18 protein-coding genes are annotated in these 21777 nt (G+C 72.5%); 12 read left to right on the top strand and 6 right to left on the bottom strand.

Features of this window, described 5'->3' with window-relative positions; translation table 11 throughout:
• The first annotated feature begins 2 nt into the window (after positions 1-2).
• A complete protein-coding gene (locus tag ACLQ2U_RS00245) occupies positions 3-884 on the top strand; it encodes a DUF3152 domain-containing protein (protein WP_425748398.1) in 882 nt (293 codons plus the stop codon).
• A gap of 109 nt (positions 885-993) precedes the next feature.
• A complete protein-coding gene (locus ACLQ2U_RS00240; protein ID WP_425748397.1) occupies positions 994-1347 on the top strand; it encodes an STAS domain-containing protein in 354 nt (117 codons plus the stop codon).
• Between the two features lie 6 nt (positions 1348-1353).
• Here ACLQ2U_RS00240 and ACLQ2U_RS00235 read toward each other — a convergent pair whose 3' ends face one another.
• The 3 genes from ACLQ2U_RS00235 to ACLQ2U_RS00225 form a co-directional block, all read right to left on the bottom strand.
• On the bottom strand, positions 1354-2139 hold the full coding sequence (locus ACLQ2U_RS00235; protein WP_425748396.1) for a GAF and ANTAR domain-containing protein: 786 nt from the start codon (positions 2137-2139) through the stop codon (positions 1354-1356).
• Between the two features lie 114 nt (positions 2140-2253).
• Entirely contained in the window at positions 2254-2406 is a 153-nt protein-coding gene (locus ACLQ2U_RS00230) for a hypothetical protein (protein ID WP_425748395.1), read from the bottom strand.
• An 80-nt stretch (positions 2407-2486) separates the two neighbouring features.
• Positions 2487-2915: an ATP-binding protein gene (locus ACLQ2U_RS00225; protein WP_425748394.1), complete on the bottom strand. Its 429-nt coding sequence runs from the start codon at positions 2913-2915 to the stop codon at positions 2487-2489.
• Positions 2916-3462: 547 nt separating this feature from the next.
• Here ACLQ2U_RS00225 and ACLQ2U_RS00220 point away from each other — a divergent pair.
• Positions 3463-3678 (top strand): hypothetical protein, encoded by a 216-nt coding sequence (locus tag ACLQ2U_RS00220; protein WP_425748859.1) that lies wholly within the window; start codon positions 3463-3465, stop codon positions 3676-3678.
• A 33-nt stretch (positions 3679-3711) separates the two neighbouring features.
• On the opposite strand, the gene ACLQ2U_RS00215 is transcribed toward ACLQ2U_RS00220, so the two are convergent.
• Positions 3712-4713 (bottom strand): ATP-binding protein, encoded by a 1002-nt coding sequence (locus ACLQ2U_RS00215; RefSeq protein WP_425748393.1) that lies wholly within the window; start codon positions 4711-4713, stop codon positions 3712-3714.
• A gap of 227 nt (positions 4714-4940) precedes the next feature.
• On the bottom strand, positions 4941-5381 hold the full coding sequence (locus tag ACLQ2U_RS00210; protein ID WP_425748392.1) for a hypothetical protein: 441 nt from the start codon (positions 5379-5381) through the stop codon (positions 4941-4943).
• A 309-nt stretch (positions 5382-5690) separates the two neighbouring features.
• On the opposite strand from ACLQ2U_RS00210, the gene ACLQ2U_RS00205 reads away from it, so the two are divergent.
• Positions 5691-6140, top strand: coding sequence for a hypothetical protein (locus tag ACLQ2U_RS00205; protein WP_425748391.1), 450 nt, complete (start codon positions 5691-5693; stop codon positions 6138-6140).
• A 488-nt stretch (positions 6141-6628) separates the two neighbouring features.
• Here the strand turns inward: ACLQ2U_RS00205 and ileS are convergent, their stop codons facing one another.
• Positions 6629-9751, bottom strand: a complete 3123-nt coding sequence (ileS, locus tag ACLQ2U_RS00200; protein ID WP_425748390.1) for an isoleucine--tRNA ligase — start codon at positions 9749-9751, stop codon at positions 6629-6631.
• Positions 9752-10283: 532 nt separating this feature from the next.
• Here ileS and kdpF point away from each other — a divergent pair.
• The 8 genes from kdpF (at position 10284) to ACLQ2U_RS00160 (ending at position 21714) form a co-directional block, all read left to right on the top strand.
• On the top strand, positions 10284-10373 hold the full coding sequence (kdpF, locus tag ACLQ2U_RS00195; protein ID WP_073839165.1) for a K(+)-transporting ATPase subunit F: 90 nt from the start codon (positions 10284-10286) through the stop codon (positions 10371-10373).
• The gene (gene kdpA / locus ACLQ2U_RS00190; RefSeq protein WP_425748388.1) at positions 10373-12028 is read left to right on the top strand and encodes a potassium-transporting ATPase subunit KdpA; all 1656 of its coding nucleotides are present in this window, start codon (positions 10373-10375) and stop codon (positions 12026-12028) included. The genes kdpF and kdpA overlap by 1 nt, the downstream gene beginning before the upstream one ends.
• 20 nt (positions 12029-12048) lie before the next feature.
• Positions 12049-14241, top strand: coding sequence for a potassium-transporting ATPase subunit KdpB (gene kdpB, locus ACLQ2U_RS00185; protein ID WP_425748386.1), 2193 nt, complete (start codon positions 12049-12051; stop codon positions 14239-14241).
• Between the two features lie 2 nt (positions 14242-14243).
• Positions 14244-15125, top strand: a complete 882-nt coding sequence (locus ACLQ2U_RS00180; RefSeq protein ID WP_425748385.1) for a potassium-transporting ATPase subunit C — start codon at positions 14244-14246, stop codon at positions 15123-15125.
• A 143-nt stretch (positions 15126-15268) separates the two neighbouring features.
• A complete protein-coding gene (locus ACLQ2U_RS00175; protein ID WP_425748383.1) occupies positions 15269-17809 on the top strand; it encodes a DUF4118 domain-containing protein in 2541 nt (846 codons plus the stop codon).
• Positions 17806-18483, top strand: a complete 678-nt coding sequence (locus ACLQ2U_RS00170; protein WP_425748382.1) for a response regulator — start codon at positions 17806-17808, stop codon at positions 18481-18483. Before ACLQ2U_RS00175 ends, ACLQ2U_RS00170 begins: the two co-directional genes overlap by 4 nt.
• Positions 18484-18805: 322 nt before the next feature.
• Positions 18806-19450, top strand: a complete 645-nt coding sequence (locus ACLQ2U_RS00165) for a hypothetical protein (RefSeq protein WP_425748381.1) — start codon at positions 18806-18808, stop codon at positions 19448-19450.
• Positions 19451-19599: 149 nt separating this feature from the next.
• On the top strand, positions 19600-21714 hold the full coding sequence (locus tag ACLQ2U_RS00160; RefSeq protein ID WP_425748380.1) for a heavy metal translocating P-type ATPase: 2115 nt from the start codon (positions 19600-19602) through the stop codon (positions 21712-21714).
• Positions 21715-21777 lie beyond the last annotated feature (63 nt).

Genomic DNA, 21777 nt, shown 5'->3' with positions numbered 1-21777 from the left:
CGGTGAGCCTGACGGTGAGCGGGGTGGCCGACCGGGGCCGGCACCGCGGGCGGCGGCGGGCGGCGACCCGCGCCGGCACGCGGACGGTGGTGCTGGTGGTGGCCGTCGGCCTGGCGGCCGGCGGAGCCTGGGCGGCCCGGCGTGGCGGGGGCGACGTCGTCGGCGACCTGATCGGCGACATCCGCCGTGACCCCGCGCCGGGCGGCCCGGCGGCCGCCGTCGTGCCTCCCACACCCGCCGTTGCGGGCGCGCCCGACCGTCCGGACGCACCGCCGGCCCCGCCGGCGCTGCGCTACCCCGACCGGGGTACGGGCACCTGGCGGACGGCCACCGCCCGGGGCGCGGTGGCCGGGCGCGGCGGCGAGCTGCTGCGATACCGGGTGGCGGTCGAGGGCGGCATCGACGACGTCGACGTGGAACGGTTCGGCCGGGAGGTCGCGGTGGTGCTGGCCGACCGCCGGGGCTGGACCGCCGACGGGCGGTGGCGGCTGCAACGGGTCGGCCCGGACGTACCGGCCGACTTCACCGTGATGCTGACCACCCCGGTCACCCGTGGCGAGCTGTGCGGGGACACCACGGACCACTACACCTCCTGCCGCGACGGCGACCGGGTGGTGGTCAACGTGGCCCGCTGGGCGCGCGGGGTGCCCGGCTTCGACGGCGACCTGGCGACCTACCGGGCGTACGTGCTCAACCACGAGGTGGGGCACCGGCTCGGCCACGGTCACGAGCTCTGCCCGGCGCCGGGCGGACCGGCGCCGGTGATGCAGCAGCAGACGCTCGGCCTGCACGGCTGCGTCCCCAACGCCTGGCCGCAGGTCGACGGCGGCCTGCGTACCGGCCCGTCCGGCGAGTACGACGACCCGGTCCCCGCCGAGGGCTGACCGCCGGACCGTAGGTGCGCGCCGCGAGGAGTGTCGTTACGCTGGTCCGAGCCGATCTCCGCCTTCTGCTACGAGGGAATGAGGCCGGCCGACGCAGGGAGCAGGCGTAGTGCACTCGGACGGACCGCACCTCCACTCCACGTCGACGACGGGCCTCCAGCTCACCCGGATCCGCGTGGATGCCGGGCGGCTGCGGGTGCGGGTCGCCGGCGAGGTCGACCTCGCCACCGCCGGGGAACTCCGGGACGCGCTGGACGTGGCGCTGGACGGCCTCACCGGCACCGTCCTCGAGGTGGACCTCGAGGACGTCCGCTTCCTCGACTCCTCCGGGGTTCTCGTGCTGCTCACCGCCCATGCCCGCGCGGCCGGGCAGGACTGCCCGCTGGTGGTCAGCAACGCGCAGTCGGGCGTCCTCCGGGTGCTGGAGATCACCGGCGTCTCCGCCATGCTCATCGGCGACTGACCACCCTCACCGGGGCGCGGTGATCTCACCCGTCTCCACCAGCCGGTGGGCCACCTCGACCAGCTTCACGTTGAACCGCTGGCTCGCCGTCACCAGCAGCTCGAACGCCTCGTCGCCGGTCAGCCGGTGGCGTTCCATCAGGATCCCCTTGGCCTGACCGATCAGGTCCCGCACGTCCAGCGCCCGGCTCAGCTGGGCGACCTTGCGCGCGCCGCCCATCGCGACGGCGGCGTGCGCGGCGAAGAGCAGGCCGACCCGTTCCGACTCGTCGGTGAACGCGTGCGGCTCCGGCGCGTACAGGTTGAGCGACCCGAGGTTGTCCCGGGCCAGGTAGAGGTGGAACGACAGCATGCTGCCGACGCCGAGCGCGGACGCCCGCGGGGTGAAGTCGGGCCACCGGTCCTCGACGGTCATGTCCGGCAGGCGGACGGTCCGCTCCTCGTGGAGCGAGGTGAGGCACGGGCCCTGGCCGGTCGCGTACTGCGCCTGGTCCACCCGGTGCACGAGGTCGTCGGTGGCGGCGGGGGTCCAGACCCGGCGTCGCCCCTCGATCTCGGTGATGCCGGCGTGCCGCGCGCCCGGCACGGTCTCGGCGGCGGCCCGGACGATGGCCCGCAGGGTGTCGTCGACCGTCCGCTCCGCCTGCAACGACCGGGCGAGCCGGGAGAACCGGACGGCGAGCGTGTCGACCTCGGCCGCCTTGCCCCGGAAACTGAGCGACGGCTCACCATGCCGGGGGGACGGTGCGCTGGACGGGGGGGACAGTGCGCTGGACGGGATGCTGCTCTGCACGGCGTCTCCTCCCCACCGCCCGGGTGGGACAGTCGGCAGGTCAGCCGATCCCGGAGCGGTCCCTCGAATCGGAGCAACTCCCTACCCGGCGGTCGCGGACGCCAATCCCGACGCTCAGCCCGGTGGGCCGTGCCAGCGGACCAGCAGCACGGTGGCGTCGCCGCCGACGTCGTAGCTGGGCTCCAGCGCGCCGTTGATGGTCATGCTGACGGTGGAGAAGGTCAGCGGCGGCAGGTGGGCGCGGAGCATCTCGGCGGCCAGCCGCATCGGGGCCGGACCTCCCGGGGTACCCCGCCGGACGCCGCGCGGAACGTCGGCCGCCGGCCGCTCGCGCGGACCGGGCGGTCTCAGTGGCGGGGGACCGAGGCCCAGATGTTCTTGGTGCTCTCGGTGGCGTACCAACCGACGTCGAGGGAGACCGCCATGGCGATCTGCAGGCCCCGGCCCCCGGCGCCGAGCGGGCGGGTGTCGGCCTGCTCCGGGATGGTGCTCAGGTCGTGGTCGGCGACGTCGAGGAGGAAGCTGTCGTCGGCGATCAGGAGGCGGACGATGGTCGGCGGCCTGCCGTGCTTCAGCGCGTTGGTCGCCAGCTCGGTGGCGACCAGGACGACCAGCTCGGGGACCTCGGCGAGCTTTTCGCCCGCGACGGGCGCCGCGCCGGTCAGCTCCTCGTGCAGGGACGCGCGCAGGGCGCGCAGGTGGGCCGGTTCGGCCAGCTCCCACCGCCGCAGCTCGGTGGCCTGCGGCGGTGGTGGCGAGGTGGGCAGCTGTCCCATGATCCTGGCTTACCCTGCGTAGCCCTCCGCTAAGCGGAATCCCGGTGTCGGGTGGCCGATCGCGGCCATGTAGCCCGGCTGTCCGGATCCCCGCGCCCGGGGCCGACGTCGACGGAGGGTGACGGCAGCGGCGACCTGCTCAACCAGCTCACCGGGCACCGGCAGCGGGGTCGCGGTGCTGACCTCGCGTCCCGGCCTGATCCGGGCGGGCGCGACGTCAGGAGGTCGGCGACCACACCCACGGGGTGGTGGTGCTGACCTCGTGCAGGCCGAGCCGTCGCAGCGGGCGAACGCGAACCCCCGGGTCGGGGTGGCGATCCGGAGGACCGGCCCGTCCCACGACGGCTGCCAGGTGCGCGGCAACCGGTCGGCGATGGTGCCCCGTACCTGTTGGTCGTGCAGGGTCAGGAGTCGCTCACGTGTCGTCACCGGCCGGATTCTGGCAGCCCCGCCGGGCCCCGGCAACGCCGTTACCACCGGCCGGCGGTGCGGGTGTGGCTGCCGGGCGGTGCCGGCCGGACCCCCGTTGAGATATCGTCGCCAGGTGATGGTCGAGGAGCACTGGTGGAACGGGGACGCGTCGGCACGCGGTCGTCGCGACGTGTTTATCTGCACGGACGGGCGGCGGTGGGAAGTGCAGGCGCAGATCGGTGGCGCGTACGGCCGGTCGAAGGTGCAGGAGTGCCCGAGCCGTAGCGCGGCGAGCATCCTCGCCGGCGCCTGGCGCGGGGGCAACCCGGCCTGGCGCGAACTGCCCCGCTGACCCGGGGACCTGCCGCCCCGGTGGACCCGCCGGTCAGGCGGCGGGACCGCCGTTGGCCGCGGCGTGCGGGAAGTGCAACCGCACGCTGGTGCGACTCTCCCCGCTGTGCGTGGTGACCACGTCGGCGAACTGGCGGGCCAGCCAGAGACCTCGGCCGCCGACCGTCCCGGTCCGGTCCGGCCGCTGGTAGCCGGCCGTGGGCGGGATCCGCTGACCGCCGCAGTCGTCGACCTGGACGACGAGGGTGTTGCGGTGGTGCCAGCACCGCAGGCGCACCGGGGGCGCGCCGTGGACGAGACCGTTCGTGGTCACCTCGGTGACCGCGACGATCAGGTCCCCCGTCGCGTCGACGCCGAAGGACCTGTCGCCGGCCCAGCCGCGCAGCGCGCCCCGGAGCAGGCTGAGCTCGTCGAGGCCGGTGAGACCGACGTCGAGGTCCACCACCGGCGGCGCCGGCTCCAGCGGGACCTCGCCGCGCACCGTGAGGTAGTCGGCCGCGGCGATGTGTCCGGCGTTGGGCGCGTGGCCGGTTTCGGTGAGCTCGTGGTTGTGCAGGCTCCGGACGCCTTCGATGAGGATCGTCGGGTGGTGGCGGCTGTCCCACAGGCAGGTGACCGGGCAGCCGTACCCGGCGTACGCGTCGCAGCAGGCGGCCTCGTACGACAGGTGGGCGGCGGCCCGGTCCGGGTAGCCCGGATCGGCGTCGGTGGCGACGTCGGGTTCGGTGATCACGTGGACGGGACTGTGCGCGCCGTGCTGCGCGGCGAGATACCGCCGTAACCCCTCGTACGCGAGGCCCAGCCGGACGTAGAACTCGGTGCGGTCACCCCATTCCAGCCGGTCGGCCAGCGCGCCCAGGCTCTCCCGGACCACCCGTTCGACGTGCGGGCCGACGACCAGGAACACCCGCTCGTGGGCGTCGAGCGAGCGCCGCAGGGAGGGGACGAGCCGCGACCGCAGCGTGTCGTCCGAGTCGACGATCAGCGCGGTGTGGACGAAGCGCCCCGGGGCGAAAGCGTCCTGACCGAGGGTCATCGGCCCGTCCCTCGAGGCGGGTCGAGGGGCGCTCGGGCTGGACGCGGTTCCGCCACGTGACACACGCCTTCCGGGCGATCGAGGGGGCGGCCGGGCTGTACGGCGTCCGGCGTACGTGTCGAGGCGGCCGCCCGATCGGGCGCAGGGCCCGTTGGCCGAGCGTATCGCGGTCCACCGGCATCCGCTCGGCCGCGGGGGTCGGCGGCGGGACGAAGCCGACGTACAGGTCAGCGCTCCGTCACCCGGGTGGCGGTGGTCTCGTAGCCGCCGCCGGGGTAGACCCACGTGCTGCTCATCGTGTCGCCGTCGGCGCTGAACCGGGTTCGGCAGTACGCCGGCGAGCCCTTCTCGCCACCCCAGATGACCAGCTCGTCACCGTCGAACTCGTGGACGTACCGCAGGGTGTCACCGTTTGAGCCGTAGAACCGGGAGGTGATCTGCTCGCTCGGCTCGCCCCCGAACGGGCGGTCGTGGCCGATCACCTCGAGGCCGACCACGTGGTTGCCGGCGTGCACCAGGTCCACGTGCTGCAGCAGGAAGAACCCGCCGGTCAGCCACTCGTAGCGCACCGTGCCCACGGCCTCGCCGGTCAGCCGCCAGGTGCCGACCAGCCGGTCGAGCCGACGCATGTCCTCGCTGATCCCGCTGCTGGGCCCGCTGTCGTTCATGTCCGTCCTCCAGTCCCCTCGCCGATCCATCATCGGGCCTCGTCTCCGAGGGATCCGCCTCGACACGGTGCATGGACCGACCCCCCGGCCAATGTGAACTGTCTTCTTCGGTTTGGTCGATCGGATCGGGGTAGGACATAAGCGCAAGGCCAACCAAGAGGAAGGAAACAGCTCATGCGCGTAGCACGCCTTGGTGTTACCGCCGCAGCGCTCGCTGCGGGGGCAGGACTCATCCTCGGTAGCACCGGAGTTGCCCAGGCCGCGCCGGTGACCCAGCAGGCCCCGGCCGTCGCGCCGGCAGCGTCCACGGTGAGCACTCCCGTCACGGGCAGCTTCACCGACGCCCTCGGCGGGACCGGCACCTTCGCAGGTACGTTCACGCCCACCCGTTTCGTCAACCAGAACGGTCAGCTGGCCGCCGTCGGCACGCTGACCGGCACGCTGACCAACTCGGTGGGCACCTCGCTCGGCGCCGTGACGCGGCAGGTCACCGTGCCTGTGCAGGCCAGCGTGCCGGCGCAGGCCGTCGCCAGCTGCGACATCCTCAACCTGGAGCTCGGGCCGCTCGACCTGGACCTGCTCGGCCTCCAGGTGCACCTCGACAAGGTGGTGCTGGACATCACCGCGCAGCAGGCCCCGGGCAACCTGCTCGGCAACCTGCTCTGCGCCGTTGCCGGCCTGCTCGACAACACCGGTGGTGGCGGCGCGCTGGACGGCGTCGTTGCCCTGCTCAACCGGATCCTGTCGCTGCTGGGCTGAATCGGAGACACCAGCCTCGGAGCTGAGGATGGAGGCCGTCGGGACGTTCCCGGCGGCCTCCACCGCGTCCAGGGTGGTGATGGCGGCTCCCGGGTGTGGCCGCTGTCGACGGTGGACCGGGCGACGTGCTCGCGGGCCGAGACGATAACCGCGTTGAGCCGGGACCGGATCCCGGTCAGCTCCCGGACCTGGCGGTCCCCGCGGCCGGACCCTGCCGGCGTCGAGGATCAGCGCGGCGGTCCGCTCCGGCTCGTCCACCTGGACGTAGTGCCCGGCGTCGGGCAGCAGGAGCAGGTCGGCGGAGGGGAAGGCGGTCGCGAACCGGCGGGCGACGGTCGGGTTCAGGTAGCGGTCCCGGGCGCCGAAGACGACGCGTACCGGACGGTCGAACCGCCGGAGGTCGGCGACCCGGCGGCGTCGGGACCAGACCGTGCCGAGCAGGTCGTCGTTGAGCTGCCAGAAGGCGGCCGCCCCCAGGCGCCGGAGCGTCAGGCCCTGCGGAGCCAGAACGTCAGGCCGAGCGACTCGTCGGTGAACGGCTCGGGGTCGGCCCACGACGGCTTCCCGTCGGCGCAGTCGGCCGCCAGCACCTCCTCCGCCACCAGGTCGCGATGCTCGGCGAGGGCCAGCGCGGTCTCCTCCCGACCCGCCCGGTACCGCAGCACGATCCGGTCGGTCACCTCGAGACCGCTGGCCTTGCGCGCCTCCTGGATCTGCCGGATCGCGTCCCGGGCCACCCCGGCCCGGCGCAGCTCGGGCGTGAGGTGCAGGTCCAGCGCCACGGTGGCGCCGGCGTCACTGGTGACCGCCCAGCCCTCCCGGGGCGTCTCCACGACCACCACCTCGTCCGGGCCCAGCGTGACCGGCTCGTCGCCCACCACCACGGTCGCCGTCCCGGATTCCCGCAGGGATTCCTTCAGGGCGGCGGCGTCGGCCGCGGCGATCGCCGCGGCCACCTGCTGCACCGCCTTCCCGAACCGCTTGCCGAGGGTACGGAAGTTGGCCTTCGCCGTGGTGTCCACCAGGGACCCGCCGGCCCCGCCCACGGCGGAGACCGCCCCGACGTTCAGCTCGGCCGCGATCTCCGCCAGCAGGTCGGCGGTGAGTTCCTCGAAGCCGTTGGCCGAGGCGAGCGCCCGGGACAGCGGCTGCCGGACCTTCATCCCGGACTCGGCCCGGGCCGCCCGGCCCAGCTCGACCAGCCGACGGGCGAGCGCCATCTGCCGGGACAGCGCCGGGTCGATCAGGGACTCGTCGGCGACCGGATAGCCGGCCAGGTGCACCGACTGCGGCGCGTCCGGGGACACCGGCACGACCAGGTCCTGCCAGACCCGCTCGGTGATGAACGGCGTGACCGGCGCCAGCAGCAGGGTGACGGTGGAGAGGGTCTCGTGCAGGGTGGCCAGCGCCGCCGGGTCGCCCCGCCAGAAGCGCCGCCGGCTGCGCCGGACGTACCAGTTCGACAGGTCGTCGATGAACGTGGCCAGCAGCCGGCCCGCCTGGTGCGTGTCGAAGGCGGCCATCGCGGCGTCGACCTGCCGCACCAGCGTGTTCAGCTCGGAGAGCAGCCACCGGTCGAGGACCGGCCGATCCTCGGGCGTCGGGTCGGCGGCCGAGGGGGACCAGCCGGCGGTGCGGCCGTACAGGGTCTGGAAGGCGACCGTGTTCCAGTAGGTCAGCAGGATCTTGCGGACCACCTCCTGGAGCGCGGTGTGCCCGACCCGGCGCGCCGACCAGGGCGAGCCGACGGCGGCCATGAACCAGCGCACCGCGTCCGCGCCGTGCTGGTCCATCAGCGGGATCGGCTCCAGGATGTTGCCGAGGTGCTTGGACATCTTCCGGCCGTCCTCGGCCAGGATGTGACCCAGGCAGACCACGTTCTCGTACGCCGAGCGGTCGAACACCAGCGTGCCGACCGCCATCAGGGTGTAGAACCACCCGCGCGTCTGGTCGATCGCCTCCGAGATGAACTGCGCCGGGTAGCGCTCGGCGAACAGTTCGGCGTTGCGGTACGGGTAACCGAACTGCGCGAAGGGCATCGAGCCCGAGTCGTACCAGGCGTCGATCACCTCGGGCACCCGACGGGCCGTCTCCCCGCAGCGGCAGGGGAACGTCACCTCGTCGATGAACGGCCGGTGCGGGTCGAGCCCGGTGACGTCCGAGCCGGTCAGCTCGCTCAGCTCGGCCAGCGAGCCGACGCAGGTCAGGTGGTCGTCCGCGCACCGCCAGATCGGCAGCGGGGTGCCCCAGTAACGCCGCCGGGACAGCGCCCAGTCGACGTTGTTGGTGAGCCAGTCGCCGTACCGGCCGTACTTCACGGTGGCGGGGTGCCAGGTGGTGCGCTCGTTCTCGCGCAGGAGGGCGTCACGGACGGCGGTGGTCCGCACGTACCAGGAGGGCTGGGCGTAGTAGATCAGGGCGGTGTGGCAGCGCCAGCAGTGCGGGTAGCTGTGCTCGTACGGGACGTTGCGGAAGAGCAGCCCACGGGCGGCCAGGTCGTCGACGAGCGGGCGGTCCGCCTCCTTGAAGAAGAGGCCGCCGACGAGGGGAAGCTCCGGGGAGAACCGGCCGTCGGGCCGTACCGGGTTCACCATCGGCAGGCCGTACGCCCGGCAGCTGGCCAGGTCGTCCGCGCCGAAGGCCGGCGCCTGGTGGACCAGGCCGGTGCCGCTGTCCGTGGTGACGAACGACGCCAGGATCACGATGTGCGCGTCGGCGACCTCCAGCAGGTCGAACGGGGCCCGGTAGCTCCACCGTTCGAGCTCCTTGCCGGTGAACGACTCCCCGGTCAGGTCCCAGCCGTCCCCGAGCGCCTGGGCCAGCAGCGGCTCGGCGACGACCAACTGCTCGGCGCCGTCGGTGGCCACCACGTAGTTCACGTCGGGGTGCACCGCCACCGCGACGTTCGACGGCAGGGTCCACGGCGTGGTGGTCCAGACCAGCAGCGACGCCCGTCCGGCCAGCGGGCCGGAGGTGAGCGGGAAGCGGACGTACACCGACGGGTCGACGACCGTCTCGTACCCCTGGGCGAGCTCGTGGTCGGACAGGCCCGTCTCGTCCCGGGGGCACCACGGGGCGACCCGGAAGTCCTCGACGAGGAGGCCCTTGTCGAAGATCTGCTTCAACGACCACCAGACGGACTCGATGTACTCCGGGTCCATGGTCCGGTAGGCGTCGTCCATGTCGACCCAGTAGCCCATCCGCTCGGTGAGCCGGGCGAACGCGTCGGTGTGCCGGGTCACCGACTCGCGGCAGCGCGCGTTGAACTCCGCGATGCCGAACGTCTCGATGTCCTGCTTGCCGGCGAAGCCGAGTTCCTTCTCGACGGCGAGCTCGACCGGCAGACCGTGGCAGTCCCAGCCCGCCTTCCGGGCGACGTGGAAGCCCTTCATCGTCTTGTAGCGCGGGAAGACGTCCTTGAAGACCCGCGCCTCGATGTGGTGCGCGCCGGGCATGCCGTTGGCGGTGGGCGGCCCCTCGTAGAACACCCACTCCGGCCGGCCCCGGGACTGGTCCAGGCTGCGCGCGAAGATGCTGTTCGCGTGCCAGAAGTGCAGGACCTCGTGTTCGAGCCCGGGCAGGTCGACCTGGGTCGGTACGGTGCGGTACATCGCTCCTCCGTCGGACGCATGTGCGGAAGCTCCGGCGGAGGGACGAGGCCGGCGGCCCCGCGGTACCACCCTCCTTGGCCGCGGACGGCCCTCTCGTTTCGGGTGCGGTCGGTTCTACTCGGCCGGGGCCTTTCCTCCGACGGCTCCGGGGTGATCTTCCCGTCGCGCAACACCCCCGGGCTTCCACCGTCCCCGGGTCGCTCGTGGCTGCGTACGGCGGTACTCGTCCCCATCTGCGCCTCGCGGTCGCATCGTAACCCGGTCGATGACGACCCGTGTGCGGTGACCGCCATCACCTGTCAGCCGACCTCCGTGAAAACCGCGTCAAGAAATGGCGGATCGCCGTCATGGTCCCGTTATGGACCCTGTCCATTCACCGACGGCGGCGTTGTGATTGCCCGGCGCGGCCGGAAGGCGGTCGTGACGAACGAGTCCGGTAAGAGGAGTCAGCTGTGCCTGACGTGTTGTTCGTACTGGTGACGGTGGGGCTGTTCCTGGCTCTCGCCCTCGTGGTGAGGGGTGTGGAGAAGCTGTGAGCGCCGTCAACGCCGTCGGCCTGGTGCTGGCGATCGGCCTGGGTGTGTTCATGGTCGTGGCCCTGCTCTTCCCGGAGCGCTTCTGATGACCATGACAACAGCCGGTGTCATCTTCATCCTGTCCCTGATCGCGGCGCTCGTCGCGGTCTACAAACCCTTCGGCGACCACATGTACCGGGTGGTCTCCGGCGCCCGGCAGTCCCGGGTCGAGCGGGGCATCTACCGCCTGGTCGGGGTCAACCCGGCCGCCGAGCAGTCCTGGGGCGTGTACGCCCGCAGCGTGCTGGCCTTCTCCGCGGTCTCGATCCTGTTCCTGTACGCGTTCCAGCGCCTGCAGAACCACCTCTGGCTGTCGCTCGGCTTCGACCCGGTGGTGCCGCACGGCGCCTGGAACACCGCGGTGTCCTTCGTGACCAACACGAACTGGCAGTCGTACTCGGGTGAGTCGACGATGGGCCACCTGGTGCAGATGGCCGGGCTGGCGGTGCAGAACTTCGTCTCCGCCGCCGTCGGCATCGCGGTCGCGGTGGCCCTGGTCCGGGGCTTCGCCCGCAGCCGCACCGGCGAGCTGGGCAACTTCTGGGTCGACCTGACCCGGATCACGCTGCGGATCCTGCTGCCGATCGCGGTGCTCGGCGCGCTCGCCCTGATGATCGGCGGCGCGGTGCAGAACCTCTCCGGCGGCACCGACGTGACCACCCTGACCGGTGGCAGCCAGACCGTCACCGGCGGCCCGGTGGCCAGCCAGGAGGTGATCAAGGAACTCGGGACGAACGGCGGCGGCTTCTACAACGTCAACAGCGCCCACCCGTTCGAGAACCCGACCGACTGGACGAACTGGCTGCAGATCTTCCTGATCCTGCTGATCCCGTTGAGCCTGCCCCGGGTGTTCGGCCGGATGGTCGGCCAGAACCGCCAGGGGTACGCCATCGCGGCGGTGATGGCCATCCTCGCGCTGGCCAGCATCGCCCTGACCAACGTCTTCGAGCTGGCCGGCAACGGCACGGTGCCGCAGGCGGTCGGTGCGGCCCTGGAGGGCAAGGAGGTCCGGTTCGACGTGTCGAACTCGGCGACCTTCGCGGCGGCGACCACCCTGACCTCGACCGGTGCGGTGAACTCGTTCCACGACTCGTTCACCTCGCTCGGCGGCATGATGACCATGGTCAACATGATGCTCGGCGAGGTGGCCCCCGGCGGCACCGGTTCGGGCCTCTACGGCCTGCTCATCCTCGCGGTGATCACCGTATTCGTGGCGGGTCTGATGGTCGGCCGCACCCCGGAGTACCTGGGCAAGAAGATCGGCTCCCGCGAGATCAAGTTCGCCTCGCTGTACTTCCTGACCACTCCGGCCCTGGTGCTGATCGGGACGGCGGCCGCCTTCGCCACGGGTAACAACTCGACGGCGTTGAACGTCGGCCCGCACGGCCTGTCCGAGGTGCTCTACGCGTTCACCTCGGCGAGCAACAACAACGGCTCCGCGTTCGGCGGCATCACCGTGAACACGACGTGGTGGGACACCGCGCTGGGGCTGTGCATGCTGCTCGGCCGGTTCCTGCCGATCATCTTCGTGCTCGCCCTGGCCGGTTCCCTCGCGCGGCAGCGACCCACCCCGGCCTCCGAGGGCACCCTGCCGACCCACCGACCGCTCTTCGTCGGCATGGTCGTCGGCGTCACGGTGATCCTCGTCGCGCTGACCTTCCTGCCCGCCCTCGCGCTCGGCCCCCTCGCTGAGGGGCTGTGACCACCATGAGGAAGAACGACATGACCGTCACGCCCGTGACAACTGGCGGCGGCGACGCGCCGACCGCCGGAACCCCCGCCACCCACGGCAACCGCGTCGGCGGCGGGCTGCTCGACCCGAAGCAGCTGTTCCACTCCCTGCCGGACGCGCTGCGCAAGCTCGACCCGCGCTCGCTGTGGCGCAACCCGGTGATGCTGATCGTCGAGATCGGCGCCGCCTTCACCACCGTCCTCGCGGTGACCGACCCGTCGGTGTTCGCCTGGGCGATCGCGATCTGGCTCTGGCTGACCGTGCTCTTCGCCAACCTGGCCGAGGCGGTCGCCGAGGGCCGGGGCAAGGCGCAGGCCGCCACCCTGCGGCAGGCGAAGAAGGACACCATCGCCACCCGCCTGATCGGCTGGACGCCGGGCGCCGCGGCGAACGCCTACCGCGACGAGGCCGTCCCCGCACCGGAGCTGAAGCAGGGCGACTTCGTGCTGGTCGAGGCCGGGAACATCATCCCGGGCGACGGTGACGTGGTCGAGGGCATCGCCAGCGTGGACGAGTCGGCCATCACCGGCGAGTCCGCCCCGGTGATCCGGGAGTCCGGCGGCGACCGCAGCGCGGTCACCGGCGGCACCAAGGTGCTCTCCGACCGGATCATCGTCCAGATCACCCAGAAGCCGGGGGAGAGCTTCATCGACCGGATGATCGCGCTGGTCGAGGGCGCGAACCGGCAGAAGACCCCGAACGAGATCGCGCTGAACATCCTGCTCGCCGCGCTCACGATCATCTTCCTGCTGGCCGTGGTGACGCTCCAGCCGCTGGCGATCTTCTCGAAGGGCTACCAGGCCGCCGCGCCAGACACCGGGGCGATCACCGACGCCGGCGTCTCCGGCGTGGTGCTGGTGTCGCTGCTGGTCTGCCTGATCCCCACCACCATCGGGGCGCTGCTGTCGGCGATCGGCATCGCCGGCATGGACCGGCTGGTGCAGCGCAACGTGCTGGCCATGAGCGGCCGGGCGGTCGAGGCCGCCGGTGACGTCAACACGCTGCTGCTGGACAAGACCGGCACGATCACCCTGGGCAACCGGCAGGCCGCCGAGTTCGTCCCGGTGGAGGGGCTGACCGCGGCCGAGGTCGCCGACGCCGCGCAGCTGTCCAGCCTGGCCGACGAGACCCCCGAGGGCCGCTCGGTCGTGGTGCTCGCGAAGAACGAGTTCGGGCTGCGCGAACGCGTTCCCGGCCTGATCCCGCACGCCACCTTCGTCCCGTTCACCGCGCAGACCCGGATGAGCGGCGTCGACCTGAGCGCCGACGAGGGCGTCACTGGACCGGCGCGGCGGGTCCGCAAGGGCGCCGCGGCCGCCGTGATGAAGTGGGTACGCGAGAACGGCGGCCACCCCACCGAGCAGGTCGGGCAGATCGTCGACGAGATCAGCGGCGTCGGCGGGACGCCGCTGGTGGTGGCGGAACACGTCGACGGTCAGCCGGCCCGTGCCCTCGGGGTGATCCACCTCAAGGACGTGGTGAAGGCCGGCATGCGGGAACGGTTCGACGAGATGCGCCGGATGGGCATCCGCACCGTGATGATCACCGGCGACAACCCGCGTACCGCGAAGGCGATCGCCGACGAGGCGGGGGTCGACGACTTCCTCGCCGAGGCCACCCCGGAGGACAAGCTCGCCCTGATCCGCAAGGAGCAGGAGGGCGGCCGGCTGGTGGCGATGACCGGGGACGGCACCAACGACGCTCCCGCCCTGGCCCAGGCCGACGTCGGCGTTGCCATGAACACCGGCACGTCGGCCGCGAAGGAGGCCGGCAACATGGTCGACCTCGACTCCGACCCGACCAAGCTGATCGAGATCGTGGAGATCGGCAAGCAGTTGCTGATCACCCGCGGCGCGCTGACCACGTTCAGCATCGCCAACGACATCGCGAAATACTTCGCGATCATCCCGGCCATGTTCGCCGGCCTCTACCCGAGCCTGGACGCGCTCAACATCATGCGGCTGGCCAGCCCGGAATCGGCGATCCTCGCCGCGGTCATCTTCAACGCTCTGGTGATCATCGCGCTGATCCCGCTCGCCCTGCGCGGCGTGCGGTACCGGCCGGCCAGCGCGTCGAAGCTGCTCAGCCGCAACCTCTGGCTCTACGGCCTCGGCGGCATCATCGTGCCGTTCATCGGCATCAAGCTCATCGACCTGCTCATCCAGTTCATCCCGGGGATCTGACAATGCGCCTTCCCAGCTGGCTCTCCCAACACCTCGCCGCGCTGCGCGCGCTGCTGGTCTTCACCGTGCTGCTCGGCCTGGCCTACCCGCTCGCCCTGGTGGCCGCCGGCCACCTGCCCGGCCTGAACGACAGGGCCGACGGCTCGCTGCTGACGGCGAACGGGCGGACGGTCGGCAGCGCGCTGCTCGGCCAGTCCTTCACCGACGTGGACGGCAACCCGGTCCCGCGCTACTTCCAGTCCCGCCCCTCGGCCGCCGGCGACGGCTACGACCCCACCTCCACCGCGGCCAGCAACCTCGGCCCGGAGAGCGTGGTCGACACCATCGCCACCGACCCGGAGGAGTCCACGCAGAGCCTGCTCAGCCAGGTCTGCGCCCGCAGCAGGGCCGTCGGGGAACTCGACGGCGTCGACGGGCGTCGGCCGTACTGCACCGCCGACGGGGTCGGGGCCGTGCTCGCGGTGTTCCGCGCCGACGGGCTGACCGGCCGGGTGACCCGGGTGGTGAGCGTGAACCAGGCCGCCCCGGCCACGCCGTTCGTGACCTCCTGGCAGGGCGTACCGGTGGAGCTGGCGCAGCCGGGCGAGGACTACGTCGCCGCCGGTGGGCTGATCACCCCGGTCCGGGGCGACGCTCCGGCCGAGCCCGCCGTCCCCGCCGACGCGGTCACCGCCAGCGGCAGCGGCCTCGACCCGCACATCAGCCCGGCATACGCGCAGATCCAGGTGAACCGGGTCGCGCGCCAGCGCGGCGCGGATCCGGCGGCGATCCGCCGGCTGGTCGACCAGCACACGACCGGCCGGGCGCTGGGCTTCATGGGCGAACCGGGAGTCAACGTCCTGGAGCTCAACCTCGCCCTCGACGAGCAGTTCGCCGCCCGCTGACGCACGACCTCAGGCGGGGCCGGCCCCGGGGCCGGCCCCGCCCGAACCGCCTTCGTGCCCGGCGACCCCGCCGGTCATCCCGCCGACCCGGTGCTGACCGAGGCGGGTTCACCAGCGGCCCCGGACCAGAGAGGATGTTCTGCGTGTCACGAGGAGAACTCCGCGTCTACCTGGGGGCCGCCCCCGGCGTCGGCAAGACCTACGCCATGCTGGAGGAGGCCCAGCGGCGCGCTGAACGCGGCACGGATGTCGTCATCGGCCTGGTGGAGACCCACGGCCGGCCGCACACCGCCGCCATGATCGGCGACCTGGAGCAGGTGCCCCGCCGGACGATCAACTACCGGGGCGCCGAGTTCACCGAGATGGATCTCGACGCGGTGCTGGCCCGCCGGCCCGAGGTCGCCGTGGTCGACGAGCTGGCACACACCAACGTGCCCGGCTCCCGTAACGAGAAGCGCTGGCAGGACATCCAGGAGCTCCTGGATGCCGGGATCAACGTGCTGTCCACGGTCAACGTCCAGCACCTGGATTCGCTCAACGACGTCGTCGCGCAGATCACCGGCACCACCCAACGGGAGACCCTGCCTGACCAGATCGTCCGCGCGGCCGGGCAGGTCGAGCTGGTCGACATGACCCCGGAGGCGCTGCGGCGGCGGATGGCGCACGGCAACATCTACCGGCCGGACAAGATAGATGCCGCGCTCGGCAACTACTTCCGGGTCGGCAACCTCACCGCCCTGCGCGAACTGGCGCTGCTCTGGCTCGCCGACAAGGTCGACGAGCAACTCGACCGGTACCGCGCCCAGCACGGTATCTCCGCCATCTGGGAGGCCCGCGAACGGGTCGTCGTCGCGCTCACCGGCGGGCCGGAGGGCGACACCCTGGTCCGCCGCGCCGCCCGGATCGCCGCCCGCAGCAAGGGCGCCGACCTGCTCGCCGTGCACGTCGCCCGCAGCGACGGCCTGGCCGGCGCCGACCCCGCCCAGCTCGCCCGGCAGCGGGTGCTGGCGGAGAGCCTCGGCGGGACGTACCACCAGGTGCTCGGCACCGATATCCCGGCAGCGCTGCTGGACTTCGCCCGCGGCGTCAACGCCACCCAGCTCGTCCTCGGCGCCAGCCGCCGCGGCCGGTTCGCGCAGCTCTTCTCCCGGGGCGTCGGCGTGACCACCACCGCGCTGTCCGGGCCGATCGACGTACACCTGGTCACCCATCCCGAGGCGGGCCGCGGCCGGCGGACGGCCGGGGTCCCGGCGGCGCTGTCCCGGCGCCGCCGGCTGCTCGGCTTCGCGCTCGCCGGGATCGGCATGCCGCTGCTCACCCTGCTGCTGCGGGCGCTGCCGGACCTGAGCCTCACCAACGACATCCTGCTCTTCCTCGCCGGGGTTGTCGGCGTCGCGCTGGTCGGCGGGCTGTGGCCGGCGCTGGTCACCGCGCTCGGCGGCTCCCTGCTGCTGAACTGGTTCTTCACCCCGCCCTTCTACACGCTGACCATCGCCGAGGCGGAGAACCTGCTCGCCCTCGGCGTCTTCGTCGGCGTCGCCGTCGCCGTCAGCTGGGTGGTGGACGTGGCCGCGCGGCGGACCCGGGAGGCCGCGCGGGCGTCCGCCGACGCGCAGACCCTGGCCACCGTCGCCGGCGGTGTCCTGCGCGGGGAGCGGCCGCTGCCGGCGCTGCTGGACCGGCTGCGGGAGACCTTCGGGCTGCGCGCGGTCAGCGTCCTGGAGCTGGCCGCCGGCGCCGAGGGACGGCCCGACCGCGCCCGCGACGAGGGCGCCTGGCGGGTGGTGGCCAGCGTCGGTGACAGCCCCGCGGGCAGCCCCAGCGCGGGCGAGACCGCGGTACCGGTCGACGACCGGCTCACCGTCGTGCTCAGCGGCCGGCGGCTGGAGGCCGCCGACCGGCGCATCGTCGAGGCGTTCGCCGCCCAGGCCGCCGTCGCCCTGAAGCAGGAACGTCTCGCCGAGGAAGCCGCCACCGCTCGGCCGCTCGCCGAGGCTGACCGGATGCGTACTGCGCTGCTCGCCGCCGTCAGCCACGACCTGCGTACGCCGCTCGCCTCGGCGAAGGCGGCGGTGAGCAGCCTGCGCAGCCCGGACATCGAATTCGACGCCGACGACCGGGAGGAACTGCTGGCCACCGCCGACGAGTCCCTCGACCGGCTCGGCCGCCTGGTGGCGAACCTGCTGGACATGAGCCGGCTGCAGGCCGGCGCGCTCGGCGTCACCGCCACGACGATCGGCCTGGAGGACGCCGTACCCCGGGCCCTGGACGAACTCGGCCCGGCGGCGGCCGACGTCACCACCGACATCCCCGCCGACCTCCCCGCCGCCACCGCGGACCCGGGCCTGCTGGAGCGCGTCCTGGTGAACATCGTGGCCAACGCGCTGCGCTACAGCCCGCCCGGGCGTCCGCCCACCGTCACCGCCAGCGCCCACGCCGGGCAGGTCGAGCTGCGAGTCATCGACACCGGCCCCGGCATCCCCGAGGACCAGTGGGAGCACGTGTTCCTGCCGTTCCAGCGGCTCGGCGACCGGGACAACCAGACCGGGGTCGGTCTCGGCCTCGCCCTGTCCCGCGGTCTCGCCGAGGCGATGGGTGGCAGCATCACCCCGGAGACCACCCCCGGTGGGGGACTGACCATGGTGCTGCGACTGCCCGCAGCCGGGGAGAGGCCGGAGCTGTGACCCGCATCCTCGTCGTCGACGACGAACCGCAGATCCTGCGTGCCCTGCGGATCAACCTGCGCGCCCGTGGTTACGACGTCGAGGTCGCCGAGAACGGCACGGCCGCGCTCAAGGCCGCCGCCTCCCACCCGCCGGACCTGGTGGTGCTCGATCTCGGCCTGCCCGACATCGACGGCGTCGAGGTGATCCGTGGCCTGCGCGGCTGGACCACCGTGCCGATCATCGTGCTCTCCGGCCGGGCCGGCAGCGAGGACAAGGTCGCCGCCCTGGACGCCGGCGCTGACGACTACGTCACCAAACCGTTCGGCATCGACGAACTCCTCGCCCGCATCCGCGCGGTCACCCGCCGCCTCACCGTCACCGCCGCCGTGCCGGCCCTGCGCGTGGGCCGGCACACCGTCGACCTCGCCGACCGGACCGTCACCCGCGACGACGGGGTCGAGGTGAAGCTGACGCCCATCCAGTGGGCCATGCTCGACAAGCTCCTGCGCCACCCCGGCAAGCTGGTCAGTCAGCGCCAGCTGCTGCACGACGTGTGGGGTCCGGAATACCAGAACGAGACCAACTACCTGCGCCAGTACATGGCCCAGCTCCGGCGCAAGCTCGAGGACGACCCCGCCCGCCCCCGGCACCTCATCACCGAACCGGGCATGGGCTACCGCTACCGACCCTGACCGCTCGCTGTCACGCCCTGCGGTGTCGCTCATCGTCATGCCGAGGTCGAGCCCGGTACGCAGGGCGACGATCTCGTCGCGCCGCTTCGCGGGGCTTTCCCCAGTTACCAGGTTCCCTGTCCGAGTACCGGCATCGTGCGGCCCGACGGCAACATGATCGCGCGCGTCGCGGGCGTCATCTCGGCCTCCCTGGCAGCCTGAGTGCGGTCCTCGCCATTCCGGTGGCCTACCCGCCGCCGAACCGGGCGAACCGTAACGACGCCAGCCGCTCCACCCGGTCACGGATGGCCGAGGCGAACCTTGCGGATGCGAAGATCGGCTGGTGGGTGACGAGCTGGCCGCGGCGATGGCGCGCGTTCGAGATGCGTTCGCCCGGTACCCGCGCCGGACGGTGCTTGACGGCTGCCCGCATTGCCGGGGCTCGGTGCTGGTCGACGAGCACGACCTCTTCTCGTTGACCATCAGCCTCGGCAACACGGTGGGCGGCCTCGACGACGTGAAGAGCCTGCTACCTGTGCTTCTTGAGCGCTTGGTGGTGTCCGTGGAACTCGACCCCGGCATGGTTCTGGCAAAGCTCCCCCGTGGGGAGTGGCGCACCTGGCCGGCGGCCGAGCAGGAGGCCGTCGACGGATATCTCGATGCGGTGTGGCGGTCGTTGCTGGCGGATCACCCGTCGCGGGTCGGGTCTTTCCTCGACGCGGCGACCTTCCTCGACGCGGCCGGTAGCACCGGGGAGAGCGTCGACCGGTTCCTCGATCTCTGGGATGTCACACTCGGCTCGCCGGCAGACCGTCACCTGGCCGAGACGGTGAGCGGATTCGACTTCGCGGCCCGGAAGCCGAGCGCCCTTGGCGACTGGCTGCGCCGCGAGACGGTCCGCGACCGGCTGCACCGAGCGTTCGAGCGTGACCACGATTCGGTGTGGGCCGACGACTTCGCGCGGGCCTACGACCTCCTTCGTAGCTGAGAAGGCGGCTCGGATTCCGGTCGCCACCCGCTCCATTTCGGTCGGCCAGGAGAGCCCTGCCGTCCTTCGAGGACGAGGACCTGGAGGTGGTCCAGATCTCAGGCAAAGTACCCCCTGGGGGTATATGGTGATCGCGAGGAGGCGATGAGATGTCCCACTATGAGCGCCACCACGACGGCCACTCGCCACGGGGTGCGGCGGCTGGAGCGGGTGCGGAGCGGCATGGCGGCCGGCCTGACCACGGCCCGGGCGGGCACGGTGGACACGACAAGCACGCCGGGCACGACCCCGAGATGTTCCGCCGCAAGTTCTGGCTCAGCCTGGTTCTGACCGTGCCGATCGTGGCGACCAGTCACATGGTGATGGACTGGTTCGGCTACCGGCTGGACTTCCCGGGCATGTCCTGGATCGGCCCGGTGCTGGGCACGGTGGTGTTCTGCTACGGCGGTTGGCCGTTCCTGGTCGGCGCGGTCCGGGAGGTGCGCGATCGGGCGCCCGGCATGATGCTGCTGATCGCGATGGCGATCACCGTGGCGTACGTCGCCTCGCTGGCCACCGCGCTCGGCGCGTTCGACCTGGACTTCTGGTGGGAGCTCGCCGCCCTGGTCACCATCATGCTGCTGGGGCACTGGCAGGAGATGAAGGCCATCGGTCAGGCGCAGGGCGCGCTCTCCGCCCTCGCGGCGCTGCTGCCCGACGACGCCGAGCGGGTGACGGCGGGCGGCGAGGTCGAGCGGGTGTCCGTCACCGACCTGCGGGTCGACGACGTGGTGCTGGTCCGGCCCGGTGCGCGGGTGCCGGCCGACGGCCGGATCATCGAGGGCGGCGCCGAGCTGGACGAGTCCATGGTCACCGGTGAGTCCCGTCCCGTCTCCCGTGCCGAGGGGGACCGGGTGGTGGCCGGCACGGTGGCCACCGACGCGGCGATCCGGGTCCGGGTCGAGGCCGTCGGCGAGGACACCGCCCTGGCCGGCATCCAGCGCCTCGTCGCGCAGGCCCAGCAGTCCAGCGGCCGCGCGCAGGTGCTCGCCGACCGGTTCGCTGCCTGGCTGTTCTACATCGCCACGGCGACCGCCGTGGTGACGCTGGTGACCTGGGCCCTGGTCGGGAATCTGGGTGAGGCCGTGGTGCGGACCGTCACCGTCCTGGTGATCGCCTGCCCGCACGCCCTCGGCCTGGCCATCCCGCTGGTGATCGCGCTGTCCACGGCCGTCGCGGCCAAGGGCGGGATCCTGGTCAAGGACCGGCTGGCGCTGGAGCGGATGCGTACCGTCGACGCCGTGCTGTTCGACAAGACCGGCACGCTGACCCGCGGCGAGCACGTCCTCACCGCGGTCGCCGCCACCGCCGGCACCGACGAGGACGAGGTGCTGGCGCTCGCCGCCGCCGTGGAGGCCGACAGCGAGCACCCCCTGGCGAGGGCCATCGTGGCGGCCGGCGAAGAGCGCGGCGCGCGCCGGCGGGCCACCGGGTTCCGGTCGCTGACCGGGCGCGGCGTCCGCGCCGAGGTCGACGGCAGCGGGTACGCCGTCGGCGGTCCCACCCTGCTCCGCGAGCTGCACGCCGACATCCCCGCCGACCTCGCGCAGCGGCAGGCCGACTGGTCCCGGCGCGGCGCCGCCGTGCTGCACCTGCTGCGACTCGACGGTGACACCGCCCGCGTGCTCGGCGCCCTCGCCCTCGAGGACCAGGTACGCCCCGAGGCCCGGCAGGCCATCGCCGAGCTGCGGGAGCAGGGCGTCCGGAAGATCGCCATGATCACCGGAGACGCGCGACCGGTGGCCGAGGCGGTGGCGGCCGACCTCGGGTTCCGTTCCGGCGAGGACGAGGTGTTCGCCGAGGTGCTGCCCGCCGACAAGGACGAGGCGGTGGCCGACCTGCAGCGACGCGGACTCCGGGTGGCGATGGTCGGCGACGGCGTCAACGACGCGCCCGCGCTGGCCCGGGCCGACGTGGGCATCGCCATCGGCGCCGGCACCGACGTGGCGATCGAGTCCGCCGGGGTGGTGCTCGCCTCGTCCGACCCGCGGGGTGTGAGCGGGGTGATCCGGCTGTCCCGGGCCTCGTACCGCAAGATGGTCCAGAACCTGGCCTGGGCCGCCGGCTACAACGTGGTCGCCCTGCCGCTGGCCGCCGGTGTGCTGGCCTGGGCCGGGGTGGCGCTCAGCCCGGCGGTCGCGGCGGTGCTGATGTCGGCGTCCACCATCGTGGTGGCGCTCAACGCCCAGCTGCTGCGCCGGGTGCGGCTGCGCCCGCAGGAATGACGATGCGGCGTACCAGGTTCGGGGGGACCCGGCGGCACACTAGCGTGGTCGTCGTGCGAGCTG

Origin of the sequence: Micromonospora sp. DT47 (assembly GCF_049844475.1) — a bacterium.
Lineage (GTDB): Bacteria > Actinomycetota > Actinomycetes > Mycobacteriales > Micromonosporaceae > Micromonospora.
Note: the sequence above shows the minus strand (reverse complement) of the source record. Positions and strands in the feature narration are given on the sequence as shown.